The sequence below is a fragment of the Acetobacter malorum genome, assembly GCF_001580615.1.
Lineage (GTDB): Bacteria > Pseudomonadota > Alphaproteobacteria > Acetobacterales > Acetobacteraceae > Acetobacter > Acetobacter malorum.
The window spans coordinates 26,764-45,917 of record NZ_LHZC01000039.1 but is presented as its reverse complement, the minus strand read 5'-3'; the positions used below and the strand labels follow the sequence as shown (position 1 = coordinate 45,917).

Genomic DNA, 19,154 nt, shown 5'->3' with positions numbered 1-19,154 from the left:
ATGGCATCTGTCTTTCTTCCAGAATTGGAAACTGACGGAATAGGCGCAGCGATCCTACCTGCGGTCGTTACTGGCAAGAACAAGCCTGCTCTCCTCGTGTATGTGCGAGATGCAGCGAGTAATGCGGCGCTGATGCGCCGTATGAGCACACTCGCCAGCCGTGAAAACGGCTCTATCGCTCAATCTTTCAGCCCGTCCGGTTTTTCCGTTGCTGTCTTTGAGCCGGGATACTCTTTATCGCGCCGGGCGTGGGCTGGTCTGGGAATCAGGCAATTTCGGTTAGAAAATGCCCGCGCATATACGGACTTGGCCGACCATTCTGCCATCCGTGATCGGCTTGACACGGCCCTGTCAGAGATTGGCCTTAAAGAAGATACGTTCCGTCCGAATATCATCGGGATCAATCGGTACGGAGAGCAGGTTACAGACGGGCCTCTAGGGCGCTCACTCACTCGTAAGGGTGTCACTCACGGGGAATGGGAAATTGCCCCCTCCGGCCAGCCTAAAGGCGTGGTGATGGGTGATGCTTTCTTCCGGGGAGAGACACGCAAGGATTTCTCTGGCTGTGCCCGTGCCGTAGCCATCGCAATCGGGAAGGGCGAGAAATTTGACCAGTCCCGCATTGTGGCGATGCACGATCTTATTACCGAAGGTGCGCCAAAGCTCCGTGAAGAAAGAGGCTTTCGGTTAAGTGATCTGCAAGAGGAAATTGAGAGCCATCTAGCTTCGCTTGTTGGCCCGCTATCCCTCCGTTCAGCAGATCCTCGCTCCGTCGCTCTCAAGATCGACGATGCTATGGCTGCGCACAATCAGCGCAGTGGCACTCGGATGGTGTTGCAGCAGTATTCCACCCCATTCCCTATTGGTCGAACAGCAGCGGAAACCCTTTTGCCGCAGCCGGGTGAAAGCCTGCTTGAGCCGACTGTGGGTAATGGCGTGCTGATCTCTGGCTTCATTGCTCGTGGCGTCCAGATAACAGGCATCGAGCTTGACCCGCCGCGTGCAGCGCGTGCCCGCACGGTTTTACGCGCCCCCGGCGACGATGTGATTGAGGGCGATTTCCTCAAGGTGAGACAAAACGTCTCACAAAAATTCGATTTAATGGTGGCAAATCCGCCGTTTGGGAAATTGGACAGTCCTCTCGTCGGTCAAGACGTTCTCGGTCGGAACGTCCGTTTGAGAACTCTCCATCACCAAATCGTTTTTGAGGCGCTGCGCAACCGTACTGACGATGGGCGTGCTTTCCTCGTCCTGCCCGGCGAGATGATGCGCAACGGAGAGATTGAGGGCGCAGACAGGTTTTTCGATAACTGGTTGAGGGCGACGTACCACGTTGCCGGGTCAGCGTCCCTTGACGGTCGCCTCTACCGTAAAATGGGAACCGAATACCCGGTTATCGTCTATGCGGTCGGGCCACGCAGAGATGTTGGCCTGTCGTCAGCCGACGTAGAAGCCGTCGCACCTGAACGTCATGAACTCATTTTGTCTCATGACGAACTGTTCGCGTGGTCGGACAGGACACAAGAGCGAATGAAAGAGCTTACCGGCCTGTCGTTCGTGGACTACCCAGACATTCGGAAAGCTGCCGAGAGTCAGACGCCCAGCCAAAAACAGGAGCCAGCCCCGGCAGAGCCAGCACGTCCGGCCCCTGCGCCGCCGACTGGCGAGCAGCAGCCAACCCCGGCAGAGCCAGAACGCCCGGCTCCTGCGGCAGCAGAGCCGAAGAATGAAGATGCAGCACCCCGCGCTCCGCGTGCATCTCGCACAAGGGCACCTGCACCGGAGGGGGATGCACCTGAAAATGATGAACAGCCCGCTCGTCGCGGTCGTTCGTCGTCAGGTGGTGTCCGTGCTCCACGGGCTTCCGCGCCATCATCAGCGCCCCCGGCTCCGGCTGGTGAGCTTGAAGATGATATTCCGGAGCCAGAAGCCACCATTGAGAACCCAGAACCGGCCTCTCCGGAAGGAGAGAAAAAACCCGCGCCGTCCCTGCCACAATCAACCGTGCTTGTGGACGACATAGAGGACGATCCGTTTGTTCGCCGGTATGAGGCTTTTTCGACGGTGGGCGAGGCCCGCACGCAGGTTCAGAAGTCTCTGCAAGGGCTGACCTACCGTGCGCTTATGGACGTAGAAACAAAGCACGGCCCTGTTGACGAATATGTGGCGAGCAAGCTCGGCATGAGTGCCGATGCGCTTTTTGGTCGCCTTTCCCCTGAGCAGGTAGATGCTCTCGCCCTCAATTTTGCCCGGCACGATGAAGGTAAAGGCTTCCTCAATGCTGACCTTATGGGCGTCGGCAAGGGCCGCTTTCTGGCGGGAACAATGGTTGCCGCTTATCAGGAAGAACGTCCCGTTATCTTCATGACGGAACAGCCCAATCTCTTTTCCGATATGCTGGCCCGTGACGTTGTGGATGTAACGCAGAGAAGCATCGCTGATCTGAAAGGAACCATTCAGCCGTTTATCATGAACCAGACGAAAGAGGCGGCGGTTCGTGATCTGGCAAACGGTGATCTGATCTATGGCGTTGGTGATCTGAAACTTGCAAAAGAGAAGGGTATATCAACAGATTTCAATACAATCTTAGCTACCTACTCGCAGTTTCAGGTTGCGTCAGGCTCTTGGAAACTCGGTGCCATTGCATCGTGGATCAACCAACAGGCCGAGATGGGCCGCAAGCCGCATCTCGTGCTGGATGAAGTGCATCGCGCTGCGGGTGAAATGTCGGCAACGGGCGAGCGCATCGAGGCGCTTGTTGACCAGATCGAGCGTGTGGGGGGAACAGTCACCTATTCATCCGCTACCCCGCTGAAATCAGGACGCAATATCAAGGTTTATCGGCCCATTCTGCCGGAACTCGGCATGAGTGCTGATTCTTTGATTAACCTGATCGAACGTAATCCGCTGGCCTTGCAGGAAGTCCTTTCCTCTGAGATGGCCCGTATGGGCACGCTCATATCTCGTGAGGTTGATTCACGCGGGACTACACGGCGCTTTATCCCATTGGCCGATATTGATCCTGATCGTTATGAGCGCCTTGTAAAAGCCAGTGATGCCGCCTCCATGCTCCTGCGTGAAATCGTGGGCAAGGCCGAAGAAATTGCGGACGATGCGAAAAAGATTGCTGGCGTGCATAATGCCAGCAGTCCGGAGAACAAGGTTAGCGTTTCAGCCACCTCGCCCGTCACGCAGTTTCACTCCTATTGCCAGTATCTTCTCGTTGCCGTGAAAACAGCGTTTGCACGGGAAATGATCGCTACAGCGGTGGCGCAGGGTAAGAAGCCTATCTTGGTGGTGGAGAATACCGGGAAAGAGTTGCTATCCCGTATGGCGAACAGAGAGGGCGAGCTTGCCGCTGCCGATGGTCGTCGCGTAAACCGCCTGCCCGATATTGGCGATATTCTCTTTGAAAATGCTGACAAACTTCTGACCCTGAAAGTGACTGACAATTTCGGAGGGGAGAATGTCATTCGGCTGAAGGAGTATGAGGGCTGGCTGGACGATTTTAAGGCGCAAGTGACCGCCGCCCGTGAGATCGGCTTGAATGAGTTGTCTATCGCACCGCTGGATTACTTGCAGCAGATTGGCAACGATCTTGGTTTGCAATTTGGCGAACTGACAAAACGGCAGCTTCAGGCACAAAAGCAGGAAGATGGCTCGTATCTGGTCGAAACCAGAACGCCAGAGGACAAGCGCGTCGTGATCCGCTCGTTCAATAATGGCGATACTGATTTCATCGGCATGAACCGTTCTGCCGCTTCGGGTGTTTCCATGCACCCAAGCCCGGCGACGGGTGATGATCTGCGGCCGCGAGTGATGATTAAGCTCCAGCTACAGTCTGACGTGACGCAGGAACGCCAGATTGACGGACGCATCAACCGCTATGGTCAGGTGCATGATGCCGAATATTGGCTTCCCATGTCAGGCTTCGCGGCTGACGATAGGCTTGTTCAGCTTTTCAACCGCAAAAACCGCTCTCTTTCTGCTACTTCAACGGCCTCCCGTGAGAATGCGAGCAACATTGAGGAAGCGGTTGACCTTCTGAACCCGGTCGGGGAGGGCGTTGTCAGAGAGTATCTTTCTGAGCGTAAGGAACTGGCGATTACCCTTGGCCTGCCTATCCCCGGTGATTCCTCCAATGAGGCCAATGTAGATTCCTACGCCCGGCGTCTGATGGGCCGACTGGTCATGCTCCCGGTTGAGCACGGCAACACGATCCTGTCTGAACTGGATACGGCTTTCCGAATGAAGGTCGAAGCTCTTGACGCGCAGGGGCAGAACCCTCTGCGTCTGCGTCAGTTCGATTGGAAAGCTCGCTCGCAAGTTGTGAATGTTCTGCAATCCGGCGAGGAAAATGCAGAGGAAGTCGGGAAGCGTCCCGTCAATCTCGTTAAGCTCTCCTACAAAGAAAAGCTGGAAGCTATCAGTTCTGATCGTGTTGATCGGCTCGTCCAGAGAGGCGTTGAGCAAGCCGCCGAAAAAGGAAATGGACGCGCCCTGTCTGGTCGGGAGCTTTTCGGCCAGATTTTCGATGAACGCGGGATTCCTGATGTTTCCTCTCGCGTCTTTGACAAGGCGATGGCTCGCCGGGCGGAAGATAAATCGTTCGGGATGCAAGAGGTCGATCCGAAAGAGGCTCTGTCCCTCTGGCATATTCGCGGCTCCGTGGATTGGGAGAAGGCCGAGGTCTGGCAGAAGCGCCTGCTTCGAGCCTTCAAAGCTGCGGAGTTCTTGGACGGCCAGCTTGACGACCTTGTTCCCGGTCGGGTGGTCGGCCTGAAACGAGAGTTTTACCCGCGCCTGCTTGATGCCAGTTCTATGGCTGACATGCTGGCCGCAAAACAGGAGGAGTCTGGACAGGCCAATAATGAAGCTCTGCGCGATATGCCGGTTGTGCTGACGCGGGTTGCGTTCAAAGAAGAAGATCCTCTTAATCTCGGAAGCTGGACGATTGGCGTAGCCATGCCGGGCCAGCAGAACCTAGAGGAAATCAGTCTGTCCTCTGCGTTCGCCATGTATGACAACATGGATGAAGATGAAAAACGGCGCATTGATCCCGTGATCTGGAAAGATGCGGCTGAAACAGAAGCCTTCACAATGCTGCCTGAACTGGATGGCGTACAAGCGCCGAAGGCTTACCACATGGACACGCCTGCTCCTGACTATACCAATCCAGTCTGGAAGGCGTACATGGATAAGCTATTCGATGCTGCGCCATCGGGAGAGGTCACGCGCCATAGCTTCGCGCTAGAAGGCAATATGTTCCTCGCTATGCACCTGACACAAGTTGGCGGTGCCCGGTTGGGGCAGAAGGCAATCTACACGTCAGAGACAGGGGAAATCAGGCACGCCGTCATTCTGAAACGAGGTGAGTCGCTGGATAAACTTCAAGCGCAGATCAGCAGTCGTCTTGAAGCCATTCCTACCGTTTCACCATACCAGCACCATAAGCTCCTAGCCGCTGCGTGCGAGGTGTATGAGAACGTCTGGAATGCCATGAACCATCTTGCCTACAAGCACATGGGGAGCATCCGCGACGTAGAGCCGGTGGGCAAGACACTTGAGGACAAGCTGACGTTCCTGTTTTCCAAGGGTGTCCCGTCAGCGGATATGAGGGAGTATGTCAGCGACAACCTAGACAAAATTGTAAATAGCATCGCAAAAAGTCTGAAATCTGACTCTATTCCGGAGATATTCGTAGGGGCGGATATGTTTGGAGAAGTGAAAGACCTCTGCGAGACAAAGGTGTATGGCGGGAGGGCAAAATATAGAGAAATTGATATATTGACCGCTCGGCAAGCCTTCGACCTGAAAGGCGTTACCTCACTCGCCAGCCATATCACGGGTGAAGATGCTCACCTTGTTCTCACGCACAATTACATGAGCCTCCTGTACGATAAGAAAGCATCAGGCTTGATCGACACGGCCAAAGCCTACGGGTTTGAAAACATACTGGATGATTCAAGCAATACGTTCGCCAAAGGCGGTGGCCGTCTCACCAAGGGCACGCTCTGCTTCGTCCAGCCGATGAACTCCCCTGACGCTGTAGCCAACATGGCTAGGACGCTTCAGGAGACGGCAGAGACGCAGAAAAGCCAAATCCAGTTACGCGGGCCAGTTGCCAAGGCATTCAGCAGCATGGATTCCTTGGCCGCTAAAGCTCATGAGGCCATTGCCACCAAACACCTTGACGCAGAGTCTGCCCTAGAGAGCGAGCAGGCCATTGCGCCAGAAAACTAGGTTTTTCGGGGGTGAAACGAGCAAATGCCATAGAACAGCCCTGTATAGCTTTGACAGGCGCGTTCTGTACGCATACTTTGAGCCTGCACAAGTCGGTTGACGATGTGCAGGAGAATGATGGAGGGGAATCATGAGCGGTTAGACGAAGGGCTACAGGTGTCGATGTTTTTTTGTTCAATCGACCGGACAAACAAAAAGGCCCAACGCTTCCACACGCCGGGCCTTATTGCACAAATCTATGTTTTGGGTCTCTTGACTGGCCGGTAAAGGCTGACCAAGGAACTGCTGTCCCCAAAAGATAGGTGAATTGCCTCTGCTCGTCAAGAATTGCTTGGCGACAAACAGGCGAGGTGTGCCCGGTCTCTACGGGGGGTTACAACCCATGCACGCTACAGTTCCATCTGCGTTTTCAAACGCCGAGGCTTATCTGAACGCTCTCCATGCCAGAATGGGTGAGACCGAATTTTCGCGGGTGGTGAGCTATTTGTCGGCTCGCTTGAATGTCGATGTGACACGCGCTGGTCTGAAGCCATCTGCCCGTGTGTTTCTCTCTGGCCTACTTGATAAGCTGCGCATCTCATGCAGCCGTACCCTGCGTGTCCAGTTGACGACACGGGAATGCGAAGAACTGCTTGGTCTGGGCAGCACGTCCTGCACCGAAGCAAGGAACGCTCTTATTGAGGCCGGGCTGGTTGAGAGAGATGGAAATTCCCTCGATCTCTCCCCGTGGGCAATGCAGGTCATGCAGTTTATGCCGTCATTGCCTGACGGAAATCGTGCCCTGAGCGAGAAATCGCCGTTTTCCGTAGATTTAGTAAATAGTATAACTATAACTAATAAACTAAATACTAAAGAAGAAGGCACGGAAAACGAGACTTCAACCAAAACTCTAACGCCAGAAGAAATACTTCACGAGGCTAGAGAAGCTATATCACTTTCTCCCCGTCTGCTTTCAGCCCTGACCAAGAAAACGGGCCGGGATATGATGTATTCCAGCTTCGATGAATTGGTTGTCGCCATCGGCAGCGTCCTAGACCAGTTCCTTCCGCTGCATAAAGGCGTAGCTCGACTGTGGGATCGCGCCATTTCCCGGCATGGACACGTTGCTATCCTTGCTCTCATTGCGGCTCTTGAAGATACCAGTGTCCGCTGCACCGAACGCTGGTTTCGTGCTTTTGTCGAAGGAATGGGCGCATTCGCTGCATTTGCGGATATTAAGCCCAACCTTGCACGGGTGAGAGCAGAGCGTGACGCGAAGATCAAAGCCGCAGAAGCCCAACAGCGCCTCGACGAACGGGGCGAACTAACCCGGAAACGTGGTGAGGCAGCGGATATTATTAGGGAACAGGCGGAAAAGATATTCGTTGAATTGGAAAAGCAGGACGAATTTTCAGGGGATTACATGCTGCCAATGGCATGTGTTCGTTCTATTCGTCTCTGGTTTGATGATGAAGGCCAATCTCATATTCTTTTGGTCGATCTCTACCAAAACACTCGTGAGAAAATGATTAAGTCTGTAGCCAATATCCTCGCTGATAGGCTCAACATACCGAATAAAAATGTTGGAATTGGTAACAGGCCGGGTGCTATTCCGCTTCTTTAAGTTGTCTAATCACCCTTTTTTGGCGTATAGAACGATTAAGACAGTTTTAGTGCAGCAGGTGACATGCAGAAGTTGGTTGAAGTGACGCAATCATCGCTTCTGGAAGCCCTAACGGTTCCAGAAGGTGATGCTGACAAGAGAGCACGGCGACGTGTAACCGCGTTTTCAGCCGTTTTTTTGGATACGGACGTTCTGCGCTCGGCTGAGATGGCACGGAATTATTGCTCGACGCATAAAAAGGATGGCTGACGTGAAACGGTTTATCGGAACGATCTGTGTAGGCGTGGCGCTCATTGCTGTTGGCTCTGGTGATGCACTGGCGCAGAGTTCCGGCTGTATGGTTCAGCAGGCAGCGGGTGCGGCAATGCAGCGCCGTCTAGCTGAAATTGACGCAGCCAAGACCAACGTGGATGATTTTTTCAATGGGGCGAAATCCTGCATCGGGAGCGGCCTTTTGGATCAGTTGGACTATTCCAACCTAATCCCTGATCCGTCCGGTATTCTGAGCGGTGGCTTCCAGAAACTTGGTCAGCAGCTTCTCGATGAAGCGAAGAAACAGGCGTGCCAGATCGTCCAGTACCAAATTCAGGGGGTGGTTGATCGCATGAACAGTGAGGTCGGTTCCTATACCAGCGGGATCGGCGGCAACCTCTCCAACATTCTTGGTCAGCAACAGAGCATACAGGTTCCATCTATTGCGGGATTTGGCTCGTATAATATCACGTCACCGACTGCTAGTCAGGTGATTCAAGGCACAACGGGCGTCAATCCGTCTGTCTATCAGTCGCAAACTCCGGTTCTAAATTACCAGAGCAGCGGCAGTTCAAGTAATCTCTCGGAGATGTTTCATTGAAACTGCGGGCTAACATTGCTGTTGGCGCTGTCTGCCTGATTGGTCTGATACCATTCTCTGACGCGAAAGCGCAGTTTGTCGGGCAGGAAGTCGCGGCAGAGCGGCTACTTGCTGCCTACAAAGCAAACACCGCACAAATCTCGTCCGCATGGCAGCAGCAGGCCGCAATGGCGACCAAAGCCCGGCAAGCTGCCACGTCTGCCATCGTGCAGCAGCACGACGCGCTCGATATAGCTCGCGCCAAGGACAATACGGATTATCAGTCAGGGCAGGGATACAAAGCGTGTCTGGTGACGCAGGGCGTCAGCACTATCAATTCGGCCCAAGCTGGCCGGAATACCTACATGCAGACTATCTCGACGCGGGATAACGGATGGTTCTCGTCCGGAGGGGAACAACGGCACACATTGTCGTCGGTCGTCGGTCTGCGCCGGACTGTTTACTGCTCACAAAGCGAACAGACCGCTTTCGGTGGCTGGTGCGATGCGGGTCTGGGTAAAACACGCGGCGGTGGGTTTCCGGCTGGAAATTCCGATGCGGGTGTCTGGCTCCTTCGCAGAGGATACGGAGCCGAGGAAAGTATGACTGGCATGGATTATGTGGACACGCTTGCTCCGCTACCAAGCGTGGCGGCTCCCAATTCAGGCCGGGCCGATCTCGAACAGAAACGTCAGCAGGCAATCTATAACGGGGCGTTCGTAGGCGCGGCCCGCACTGGCCTGACGCGGACTATTCTTGATGGGATGGACGATACCGAAAACAATCAGGCGACGGAGGATATGGTGCCATGAATATTCGTAAGGCTCTCCTTACAGCGTCGGCTGTTTCCTCCTTGATTGGAATGTTCCCACACGCTGCACACGCTTCGGTCTGTCCGGGTGTAGAGCTTCGGGTGTCTCTGTACGCGAAAACCGCTTTTTCGTCCGTCTCGGCCCACATCAGCGCGGCGTTTGCTACCTTTGATGGGATGATTGAGGCAGAAGGGGAGCGCCTTCTGGCTGCGCAGACCGTTCTCAACACACAAGAGAGTCAGTCGTCGTCGCAGGAAAACGTCACAAACATACAGGCCGCAAAAGCGGCTGGATCTGCTTATGTCGCGGCGCGTGTGGCAAAGCAGGTTCGTGACGCGGCAGACGAATTTGGGACGACTGGCTACAATGCCTGTGCCGTTGAAAGCAGCATGACGCAGTTCTATTCGTCATACCAAAATACGTTTTCGTCTGATCCTAGCGCAACAATAAAGCCATTTGTTGCAGGGCGTCCCGGTGCGCTTGCACGTCCTACGGCGTGGATGCAGGCCGTTCGATCAGGCAACAACACCAGCGCCGGGGCGCTGTTCAATGGTGATCTGAACGCATCTGCGCAGTATATCAATCTCGTCATGGGGCCGCCTGATAGCTGGCAGCGAAGCAATTCCCTGTCCGAAGGTCGCCTATTTCAAGCGCACAAAATGACTACCGATGCCCGTAAAAGCGCGGCTATGCGCGTGCTGGCGTCCATCGCTAAAGAAAATGCAGGAACTGGCCCTCAACGCGCATTGGATAACGTGTTGAGCCAATATACGGGCGATGGTGGCGAGCGTTGGAGCGCAGCTATGGCCAGTGCTCACCCTCGCGGCGTCTTGCTCGACGCTGTGCGTCTTGAAGCGGCAAATGTGGCGGCAGAAGCCTATGCTGTTCAAAAGACAATGCGGACAGAATTTGCCATCGCGTCCTATCTCCTGACCCGATCCGATAATATCGCGCATCAGAAGAATCAGCCGCTTCCGCCGCTCCCGCTTCCTTCACCGTCCGGGGAGGGAAACTAACATGGGGACGTATCGCAACAAGCTCCTTGCAGCATCCTTGGCTGTCTGTGTCAGCGTTGGTTTCTCCACACCAGCCCATGCGTGGATTTGCACATATTGGGTCAATGATCCCGTTATGAGTAGCACGATCAATGGTCAGGCAACGGCTACGAGCGCAAAATTCGACGTTGAGCTTGCTACAAGCTCGACGATCATAACGAATATCTTCAATCGCCTAATCGCTGCAACCAAGGTTCAGACTGCGCAGCGTAGTGCAGACGCCTCGCGCAATTCGGTTGGCATCCAGAAGGCGATGCAAGCCTATGCGTCCGCCGTCAATCAGCAGTCTGTTGCCGAAGAAATGGTACAGGCGCAGCGGGAGTTTGGCGCTGAAAGCCGGATTGCCAGCGCCTGTAATGCAACGGTGGTTCTGGGCGATGTGACGCGGGCGATTTCCAGCGTTCCAGAGCAGGCCCGGAACTGGATTTCATCTGACCGCATTCCGTCCGCTCCGGGTGGGGCGATACTGCCACGTCAGGCAGTTGAGCGTCGTCTATCAGGGCATCTCCAGCGGTATTGCAGTCAGGATGAAGTGAGCGCCGGTCTGTGCGCCTCTGTGGGCGCGAGAGCAACGGCAGACGTGGATGCAAACACTCTGTTCGATCCTACGTCCAGTCAGGAGGACGTTGAGGCGTATATCAACAACCTTGCCGGTGATCCGCTCGATAAGCCGACTGCCAATGAGGCCAAGACACCTGCGGGCGTTCTGAGACTGGCGACCGCCATGCGTACAGAAGCAATGCGCTCTCCGGCATTGGCAAGCCTTGCAGTCCTGCGCACGCAGCAGGCTGGCGGCTCTGGTGCCGGGCTATCCTCACAAAGCAATGTGACAGTGATTCAGGCACTGGATGAAATCATGCAGCAGTATGGCGGCGGGCCGAAGTATCAGCAGTGGGACGCAGAAGTGTCCGCCGCTGACGAATACGGCGTTCTACGCGAGCTGGTGAAACTGCGGGCGCTCTCAATGAAATTGCGTAGCTACCAGACGCAGAGCATGACCCGCATCGGCGCAATGATTTCGGCCCTTTTGGCTGGTGAAGCAGCAGAACAGCAGTAAGGAGACAGGATAATGGCTACAGAGGATAAACTTTCCCTTAGTGCGCTGATGCAGTCTTTCTCTGGTCAGGACGGGGATTACGACGATAGCGGGGATCTTCTCGGCGGGGCTGAACAACAGGCCGGTGAAATGGCCGGGCAGGTAGAAGAAGTCTCTGAACAGCCCGAGTTCATGGCAGATTACTTGTCCCAAGGTCAGAAACCTGTCGGTGTGAATGCTGGCGAACTGCTCCGTAGGTTTGAGAAAACGTGTCAGGAAGCTGACGCTAAGGCTTTGGCGGATAACGCACCTGCCGGACAGATGGCATTCGTTGATCTCGGAGAGCAGGCCGGTCTTGTCGATGACACACCCGATATTGGGCCGGGCGCTCCGGAGGTCGAATAATGGCAGAGATGAACCTGAGAGATCAGCTTGAACAGGTCAATTATGCCCGTAAGCTGGTTCAGACCGGAACAAATATACTGGATGATACGGCCAAGGACATTCAGGAAAACACCATGTCAATCGGTGGCGTTCTGGAAGAAAGCCGGGCGCTGGACTCTCTCTATGATGGCAATGATTACGTTCTGCTTATGACCCTCAATATGGAAGGGAAATTGCAGTCGTGGGTCTATGTGGAGCGAGCCAACGTGCAGGCTGGCACAACCCTAGTTGGACTTGGCAGCGGTGCCGCTCCGGACTCTATGCGTTTGACTGACTGTTGCGTTGCGACGGCAAAAAACCATCAGCCTGTCACTTATCAGCGGGCCGGTGAATTTGAAGATGATGGACGTAACCTGAAGCTCAAAGAAACGTCCATAACGGAGCACGAGTTTGCATCTAAGGCGCTTCATCACATGACGCCAGAAGCAGGGCAGAGAACCAAGGTTTTTGCGTCTGTTGTCAAACGATTGGATGATTTCGACCGAAAAAATGATGGTTCTACAGTAATTGAACAGGATTCAAACATTCCGCCAGTTATCGAACAGAAACCGCCAGTTCCCGAACCAAGTCCTGTGAAAGTATCGCCTCCCCCTGAACATGATGGCGGTGATGACGATCATGGTGGAGGTGGTGACGACTACCACGAAGAAGATTCAGATTTTTGAGTGATTTGGGGAGTTTGGGTGATGGCGATCAAGTGGTTTGATCTGAAAGATGCCGGGGCAAAGCTGGAACGGCAACAAGCCGAGAGTGGCGAATTTTTCGTCCGCCTCTCGCTTCAGGATGCCGTCTCTCCTGAGAAAATGCACGAAGCCGCCAGTTTGGGCTGGATACCAGCGCAAGCTGATAAGGCCGGGAAGGAGTTTTCCAATTTTGGGAAAGTCTCTCGCCTGAGCGAGCTTGTATCTATGGTGTCCGTGTTCCTGCCGGAAGAAACGATCCTAAAAGGTAAGACGGACGTTTCAAAATTGAGGCAGGGCGAGGAGGTCAAGGGCTTCACTGATCCGGCTGCATTAGTGAGCAACCTAACGGCGTCTCGTGAGAGCGTGGCGCAGAATATTGAGCGTCTGCCGGAGCATGTCCGCGAGCGTATTATAGCTCGTGTAGATGCAGCGCAAAAACTGCTTGGTGGTGAGCCTGACGTGGCAGGTGCCCTGTTCCAGAATGACGGTATTCGTCTCTGGAAGCGCCTTTCAGATCAGTATGGTGTGCGGGAGGCAACGCAAGCGATGGCTGGTGTGCTGGCCGTTGCTCAATACAAGGGGGAAGATTTTCGTCAGGTGCATGACGCGCTGTTGCGTGCGGCTGAGACGGGAAGCGGCTTGCCGGAGATCACGGGCCGGGCACAATACCGGGCTGAAGCAGTGCTCTCACACTTGGATAGCTTGAAGGAAATCCATGAAGCTGTTGCTCCCGGCGCATGGTCTGAAAGCCGCTTCTATCAGTCATTTCCGAAGCATTTTCGTGCGAATTATCGCGTGTGGGATGGCGCTGCGATTGACCACACCAATGATACGGATAAGCCGGAAATCGTAGGAGCCAAGTTCTACGCAGATCCTGCTTTCCCGACTGGCTGGAAGAAAGATATGGCGTTCAGGGTGTCCAGCGCCATTCATAATATGGCGAACACTCTGGGCGTGCTGCCGCGTGATCTTCTGTCCCCCAAAGGAAACAGAATGATCCATTTAGGCAACATCCCGGCATCTGAGGCACGAGGTTACGCACGGTCTTCTGAATATAAGATGGGCGGCGAACGTGTGAACGTACAGGCAATCAAGATCACGCCTTTTGATATTGGCTCGTTCGTCCATGAATTAGGGCACGGTATTGATTTCAATATCCGCAACGGATGGGGGAAAGATGCCTCACCAGAAGTCTTGCGTGCGATCCTAGACGGTACGGGTGTCCGCAAAGAGATCAATGCGTTTCTCGATGTAGCCAGAAGCAAAAATCTCTTTAGCGACAAGTACCTTGCATATCTCGAAATGCCGGAAGAAATGATTGCCCGGTCGTTCGAGGCTTCAATGCAGGATCATGCGGAAATAGAGAATGATCCATTCAACCGCGCAGGCGGGGGAGTGGCCATGAATTTCCCGGCAGTAAGTCTTATGCCGACCCCGGCCACCGCCGCGAAGTTTCTTGAGACGGTTAAAACCTCTCTGCGGAACACCCTTGATAGTCGTCTGGACGAAGAACTGGCGGCTCAACACGACTCAACCGAATTGAGCATCTAATGTCTAATTCTGACAGCTATAACATCGCCCCCTTATTCGAGCCGAGTAAGAACGATTACGCTATCGGACTGTTGCACCAGATTTTTGGCAGTGCGATGGACAAACTGTCCGGCGTGAATGCTGCGAGCACTGGATATGCGCAGGGCACGACGATCTCAACGTCCGTTGCTGCATTTAATCTCGTGGTATTGTTCTGCGCAATCTGTGTCAGTTCGTACACGATCTATTCGTCTATCGCCAACACATCGACCGATGGTCAGTGGGGTGGGAAATCCATAAATTTGCAGTGGACTTCGTTAAAGTCGTTCATCGCTATGTTTGGTCTGGTGCCCCTGCCATCAGGCTTTACGGTTGTCCAGATAGTTGTTCTTCAGTGGCTGGTCTGGGGTAGTGCTGCGGCTGACTACGCGAACAACAAAGTGTCCGAAAAGCTGGTCAATAATAGTGCAAGTTATATTGCCAGTGCCCAATCAACGACAAATTGGGTTGAGACAGGAAAAATTGCGAATGTCATGAGCGGAATGGTGCGAGATCAGCTTTGCGCCCTGTACGCCAATCGCATCTCGAACGATCTACAGACAGGCGCGTCGCCGCTACAGTCAAGCATTGTGCATCGCTCTCTTGGGTTCACGGAATCTCCCAATTCGATCATTTCTGATGCTGCGATTGAATGGGGTTTCCGTAGCGGCAATGCCTATCAAAACCTGTCGTCAATGTGTGGCAGTGTGATTGCCTATTACAAGTCGCCGTCGCAGAAGCTCTTGAATGGCACCATGACAGATAGTGCTGCAACGTATGCGGAGCACTTGAATACGCTTGCAGAACAGGCTGCAAAGAGTGGTGTCGAGAATGTTTTTTCGAGTTTGTCAGCCAGTTCTGGCCGTGTGGCTCAAGAAATCTATAACGGATCACGCGACACGGACGCATTGAAGCAGGAAATCACCAACGACATTCAGACGGCGGCGACCAGTTATTTTACAGGTGCGACTATCAACACGGGGCAGGTGTCAGCCCTTGGTAAATCTCTGCTGGAAGCGTCGGCTGCTGATGGATGGGTCTATGCAGCACTCTGGCAGCGTGTGCTTTCAGAATATGCTGTTCGCGTCACCATGTTCCGTAATGACGTGGATTTTGTCACGAATGATAGCATCAACCCGAAAGCGGCGGGCAGTCTGAGGGCACGCTATCTGGGCTGGTTGGGGCTTGGATCGTCAGAGGAAAGGGCGGCATTTTCAGATATAGATGAATCCTATGACTATCTGAAAAACTTCGACTCTCTCTATAAAAAAGCCGGTGATCCTATCAAGAATATGGATGGTAACACGTCCCTTGAAAGGATGAGTGCTGCCGATCAACAGGCGAGTGGTATTGCTCCTATTCAGTGGCTCTATAATTACCTTCTGAACGATCTGGCCGCGCCAACGACGAACGGTTGGCAAGATCCGATGATTTCCATTCAGGAGGAAGGCCAGTGGTTCATGCGTTCCGGCGTAGAAGTGCAGGCCGCAGCGGTTATTGCTCCATCCGCGATGGCTGCTGCCAGCGGTGTAGTAGCCGGGCCGGAAGCCTCTGTAGGCGGGTATTTTGCCGGTAAATACGTTGGCGCTATTTTGAGCACGCTCGGTAAGGCGCTCGTGTTTCTCGGCTTTATTGCAGCCGTGTTCCTGCCATTTATGCCTTTCGTTTATTTCTTGTCTGGCGTTTTTGCGTGGATCGTCATGTCTGTAGAGGCTCTGGTAGCGGCAAGCCTCTGGCTGCTGCTGGCTCTGACGCCTTCTCGCAATGATGGTCTGGTTGGTGACAATCGGCAGGGCTTCATGCTTCTGATCGCCGTAATCATGCGCCCTATACTCATGATTGTGGGCCTCTATTTTTGCTATGTCCTGCTTTTTGTAGGCATGTCGCTCGTGAAAACACTGATGCGCGGTGCTTATATGGTCATGGCTCCGAATAGTTCGATCTTTAATGCCATGACGGCGGCTGGCCTGCTTGGCATGTATATTATTCTGGTTTTCATCATCACGCTCTTTTCGTGCTCCCTGATTACTGGCCTTGGTGATTCAGTGATGCAGTGGATCGGCGTTAATGTCAGCGCACTCGGCAAGAATGCCATTGCTGACAATATGGCATCTGTCGCCAATCCGGCGCAGTTGGCCGGGCAGCGCCTTCTGGGTGCTCCCGGTGCCGTATCCAGCGCGGTTGGAGATGCGCGGCGTGCGTCGGGCGCACGGGGCGCTCGGAAAGAGGCAGAGGGCAGTCGCGGCTCGAAGATTGGACGCTCAATGCGTTTCCGTCTGCTTGGTAAATAAGACAGGGGAGCAATCAAAATGGCGCAGAAAGTTTATGCGGGTGTCCTCGACCATCAGGAAGTCAACGTATCGCATCGTCGGGACGATCCCCGCTCTGTCTGGCGGAAGCTGAGTGATGCCCTAGAAACACCGTCAGGCACCGTGAAGTTTTTCGGTGCTCTGACCGGGATCGTGGCCGTGCCAATGGCATACATACCGGGGAGCGGTGAGGTCGGCGTAATTGTGGCTACGTCAGTGCTCCTTGGGAAATACCTCTACGGCAGTCGCAAGTGGGAGGCTCCTTTTCGGGTGCCTGCCTTTGCGGCAAAAAAATTGGGTATGCAGGATGGGTCAACAGGCCGGAAAGGTCAGGGAACGATCTATCTGGGTCGAGAGATCAATTCTAACCGGCAAGTCTGGGCCAGTGCTAACGACGTGAAAACTCACCGTCTGGTCGTCGGCACCACGGGTTCAGGTAAGACAGAGGAAATTCTGGGGAATATCTTCAACGCTCTGGTACTAGATTCCGGGGCCATGCTCGTTGACGGTAAATCCGACCCAAAGACGTTTAATTCGCTTTTGGCGGTTTGCCGGGTTCTGGGCCGTGACGAAGATTTGCTTCTTCTGAACTACATCATGGGCGGGAAAGACTTCGCTGATGGCATGGATTCCCGTAGGTCGCACACTTACAATCCGTTAGGTTCCGGATCAGCGGCGATGAAATCGGAACTGATGGTCAGCCTGCTAGATAGTGGGGGTGGCGGCAATTCTGATATGTGGCAGGGTCGTGCCATTAACTTCCTTGAGGCCATCTGCCCGCCCTTGTCGTATCTTGCGGATCGCGGCCTGCTTCTCTTTAATCCTAAACTCCTGTGCGATTACTATCTGCTTGAAAATATCGAGAATCTTCTGTGGTTCGGTATTTTCGTTGATATGAACGGCGTTGTGGTCGATCTAAAGAACGGCACGGACGACCAGAAGCGCCTGTACAACACAATGTTCACGAAATACTGCGGCAATCTTCGGCTATATGTCGAAAACCTGCCCGGTTATTCGGCGGTTAAGCCCAAAAAGCCAAACCAGCCATCAACATGCTCCCCAGAGGAATGGAACAGTCGTCTCTCTGGTCTTGAGGCTAGGCGGAAAGAGTTGGATTTGGACAATCCTGACAATTTTCGTGCCTACATGGATGGCGATGGTGATGGCGGCAAACAGGACGCGAAAAAGAAGCAGTCGCTTGAGCAAACACGCGGAAAAGTTCTTGAACAACATGGCTTCATTACGATGCAGCTAGTCCGCGCTACAGGCAATCTCACGTTTAATTATGGCCACATTTACAATGATGAAATTGGCGAAATCAATTATCGAGATGCCCTGTTAAATCGCCGCATTCTGCTTGTCATGCTCCCCGCACTGGAACGATCAAAGCAGAGCATGGAGCAGCTTGGAAAAATGGCTGTGAGCGCCATTAAGGGCGTTCTGGCTACCCTGCTGGATACTCCGCTAGAAGGTAAGCGCCGCGAGATCATAGATGGTCGGCCATCCAACGCAGAGGTTCCGTATTCAATCACCTGCGATGAATATGGTTACTACGTTGTTCCCGGCTTTGCCGTGGCTCCGGCGCAGGCTCGCTCTTATGGTGTGAGCATCACGTTCGGCGCGCAGGATTATCCTTCCTTGACCAAAGGAAACAAAGAGGAAGGTGAAGCAACGTGGGAGAATACTAACCTGCGTTTGTGTGGCCGTATGACTGGTGGTGAGGAGAGCGAGACCTATAAAAAGATCGCCGGTGCCGGTGGCAAAGCTGCGGTTTCCGTTGCGCAGGACATGGATTTTTCTGGGTCTCCGTTTGATAGCTTCCAGCTTGGCATGGGGTCACGCTTGGAGATGGTCAACAGGATCAACGCAGACGATCTTAACCAGCAGGAGAACGGTGAATTTCATCTGATCGTTGGTAAGAAAAGCGAGATGACAGGCTCTTTATCAAAAAAGGGTGGGTCAAAGGTCGTGCGGTTGCTCTCTTTCTATACCGGCAACATTCCGCAGCCTACCGAGCTGGCGCTTGTGCATTATGTGCAGGTTAAGGCGTTCTCGGATCGAGAGCGTGAAATCGTGTTGCAGAACGAGGCAGTTGCGTCCGCTCTTGCCCTTCTATCCCCGGATAAGGTTGAGCAGGATCTGATCGGTGAGACAGACCGTGCGGCACTGGATGATGTGTTCCAGCAGTTTTCCGAATGGGCCGGAACGCAGTTCTGGGAAATCAACGATGCTGAGATTGCGGCGTGGCTGGATCAAGTTGACGCTCGTAGGGAGGAAGAAAGGCGGCAGGCTGAAGCTCAAGAGCAGCGTAACGCGGCCATTCGACATATACTGGATGGTATCGGTTCAGCCGCCCGGCAGGCATTCCGTGATGAAAAGACTGTTGAAGACCATTTGCGACTTGCCGGTAGTGTCCTGTCAGGTTGGCAGCAGAAAGCCCAATCTGTCAGCGAAGATCATCAGCTTGAATTAACCGTTGCAGGGCTTGCGCAAAAAAGGCTTGCATCGGCACACGCTCTTATGTCATAAGGTATGGTGAGGACAATAGTAAACGAAAGGGGTCTAGGA

The 19,154-nt window shown here is 53.8% G+C and carries 11 protein-coding genes; all 11 read left to right on the top strand.

The genetic code is table 11. The features are described 5' to 3' along the window. The 11 genes from AD930_RS03680 (at position 1) to AD930_RS03625 (ending at position 19,115) form a co-directional block, all read left to right on the top strand. A complete protein-coding gene (locus AD930_RS03680) occupies positions 1-6,243 on the top strand; it encodes a strawberry notch-like NTP hydrolase domain-containing protein (RefSeq protein ID WP_082781678.1) in 6,243 nt (2,080 codons plus the stop codon). Positions 6,244-6,625: 382 nt separating this feature from the next. Then, positions 6,626-7,846 (top strand): hypothetical protein, encoded by a 1,221-nt coding sequence (locus tag AD930_RS03675; protein WP_156476833.1) that lies wholly within the window; start codon positions 6,626-6,628, stop codon positions 7,844-7,846. A 250-nt stretch (positions 7,847-8,096) separates the two neighbouring features. Then, complete coding sequence (locus AD930_RS03665) at positions 8,097-8,699, top strand: hypothetical protein (RefSeq protein ID WP_156476832.1); 603 nt, start codon at positions 8,097-8,099, stop codon at positions 8,697-8,699. Continuing rightward, positions 8,696-9,490, top strand: coding sequence for a hypothetical protein (locus AD930_RS03660; RefSeq protein WP_061505165.1), 795 nt, complete (start codon positions 8,696-8,698; stop codon positions 9,488-9,490). Before AD930_RS03665 ends, AD930_RS03660 begins: the two co-directional genes overlap by 4 nt. Further along, complete coding sequence (locus AD930_RS03655) at positions 9,487-10,506, top strand: hypothetical protein (protein ID WP_061505164.1); 1,020 nt, start codon at positions 9,487-9,489, stop codon at positions 10,504-10,506. Before AD930_RS03660 ends, AD930_RS03655 begins: the two co-directional genes overlap by 4 nt. Positions 10,507-10,621: 115 nt before the next feature. Further along, entirely contained in the window at positions 10,622-11,602 is a 981-nt protein-coding gene (locus tag AD930_RS03650) for a hypothetical protein (RefSeq protein WP_156476831.1), read from the top strand. Between the two features lie 12 nt (positions 11,603-11,614). Beyond that, a complete protein-coding gene (locus AD930_RS03645; RefSeq protein WP_061505162.1) occupies positions 11,615-11,986 on the top strand; it encodes a hypothetical protein in 372 nt (123 codons plus the stop codon). After that, on the top strand, positions 11,986-12,690 hold the full coding sequence (locus AD930_RS03640) for a hypothetical protein (protein ID WP_061505161.1): 705 nt from the start codon (positions 11,986-11,988) through the stop codon (positions 12,688-12,690). The genes AD930_RS03645 and AD930_RS03640 overlap by 1 nt, the downstream gene beginning before the upstream one ends. 21 nt (positions 12,691-12,711) lie before the next feature. Further along, positions 12,712-14,259, top strand: coding sequence for a hypothetical protein (locus AD930_RS03635; protein WP_061505160.1), 1,548 nt, complete (start codon positions 12,712-12,714; stop codon positions 14,257-14,259). Next, complete coding sequence (locus tag AD930_RS03630; RefSeq protein ID WP_082781677.1) at positions 14,259-16,568, top strand: DotA/TraY family protein; 2,310 nt, start codon at positions 14,259-14,261, stop codon at positions 16,566-16,568. Before AD930_RS03635 ends, AD930_RS03630 begins: the two co-directional genes overlap by 1 nt. 18 nt (positions 16,569-16,586) lie before the next feature. Beyond that, positions 16,587-19,115 carry a TraM recognition domain-containing protein gene (locus AD930_RS03625; protein WP_061505158.1) on the top strand — a complete coding sequence of 843 codons (2,529 nt, stop codon included), beginning with the start codon at positions 16,587-16,589 and terminating at the stop codon, positions 19,113-19,115. Positions 19,116-19,154 lie beyond the last annotated feature (39 nt).

Bases quoted from the DNA above. Each gene is read 5' to 3' on its own strand.
- AD930_RS03680 (WP_082781678.1), top strand. From the start codon at position 1: ATGGCATCTGTCTTTCTTCCAGAATTGGAAACTGACGGAATAGGCGCA.
- AD930_RS03675 (WP_156476833.1), top strand. From the start codon at position 6,626: ATGCACGCTACAGTTCCATCTGCGTTTTCAAACGCCGAGGCTTATCTG.
- AD930_RS03655 (WP_061505164.1), top strand. From the start codon at position 9,487: ATGAATATTCGTAAGGCTCTCCTTACAGCGTCGGCTGTTTCCTCCTTG.
- AD930_RS03650 (WP_156476831.1), top strand. From the start codon at position 10,622: ATGAGTAGCACGATCAATGGTCAGGCAACGGCTACGAGCGCAAAATTC.
- AD930_RS03645 (WP_061505162.1), top strand. From the start codon at position 11,615: ATGGCTACAGAGGATAAACTTTCCCTTAGTGCGCTGATGCAGTCTTTC.
- AD930_RS03640 (WP_061505161.1), top strand. From the start codon at position 11,986: ATGGCAGAGATGAACCTGAGAGATCAGCTTGAACAGGTCAATTATGCC.
- AD930_RS03635 (WP_061505160.1), top strand. From the start codon at position 12,712: ATGGCGATCAAGTGGTTTGATCTGAAAGATGCCGGGGCAAAGCTGGAA.
- AD930_RS03630 (WP_082781677.1), top strand. From the start codon at position 14,259: ATGTCTAATTCTGACAGCTATAACATCGCCCCCTTATTCGAGCCGAGT.
- AD930_RS03625 (WP_061505158.1), top strand. From the start codon at position 16,587: ATGGCGCAGAAAGTTTATGCGGGTGTCCTCGACCATCAGGAAGTCAAC.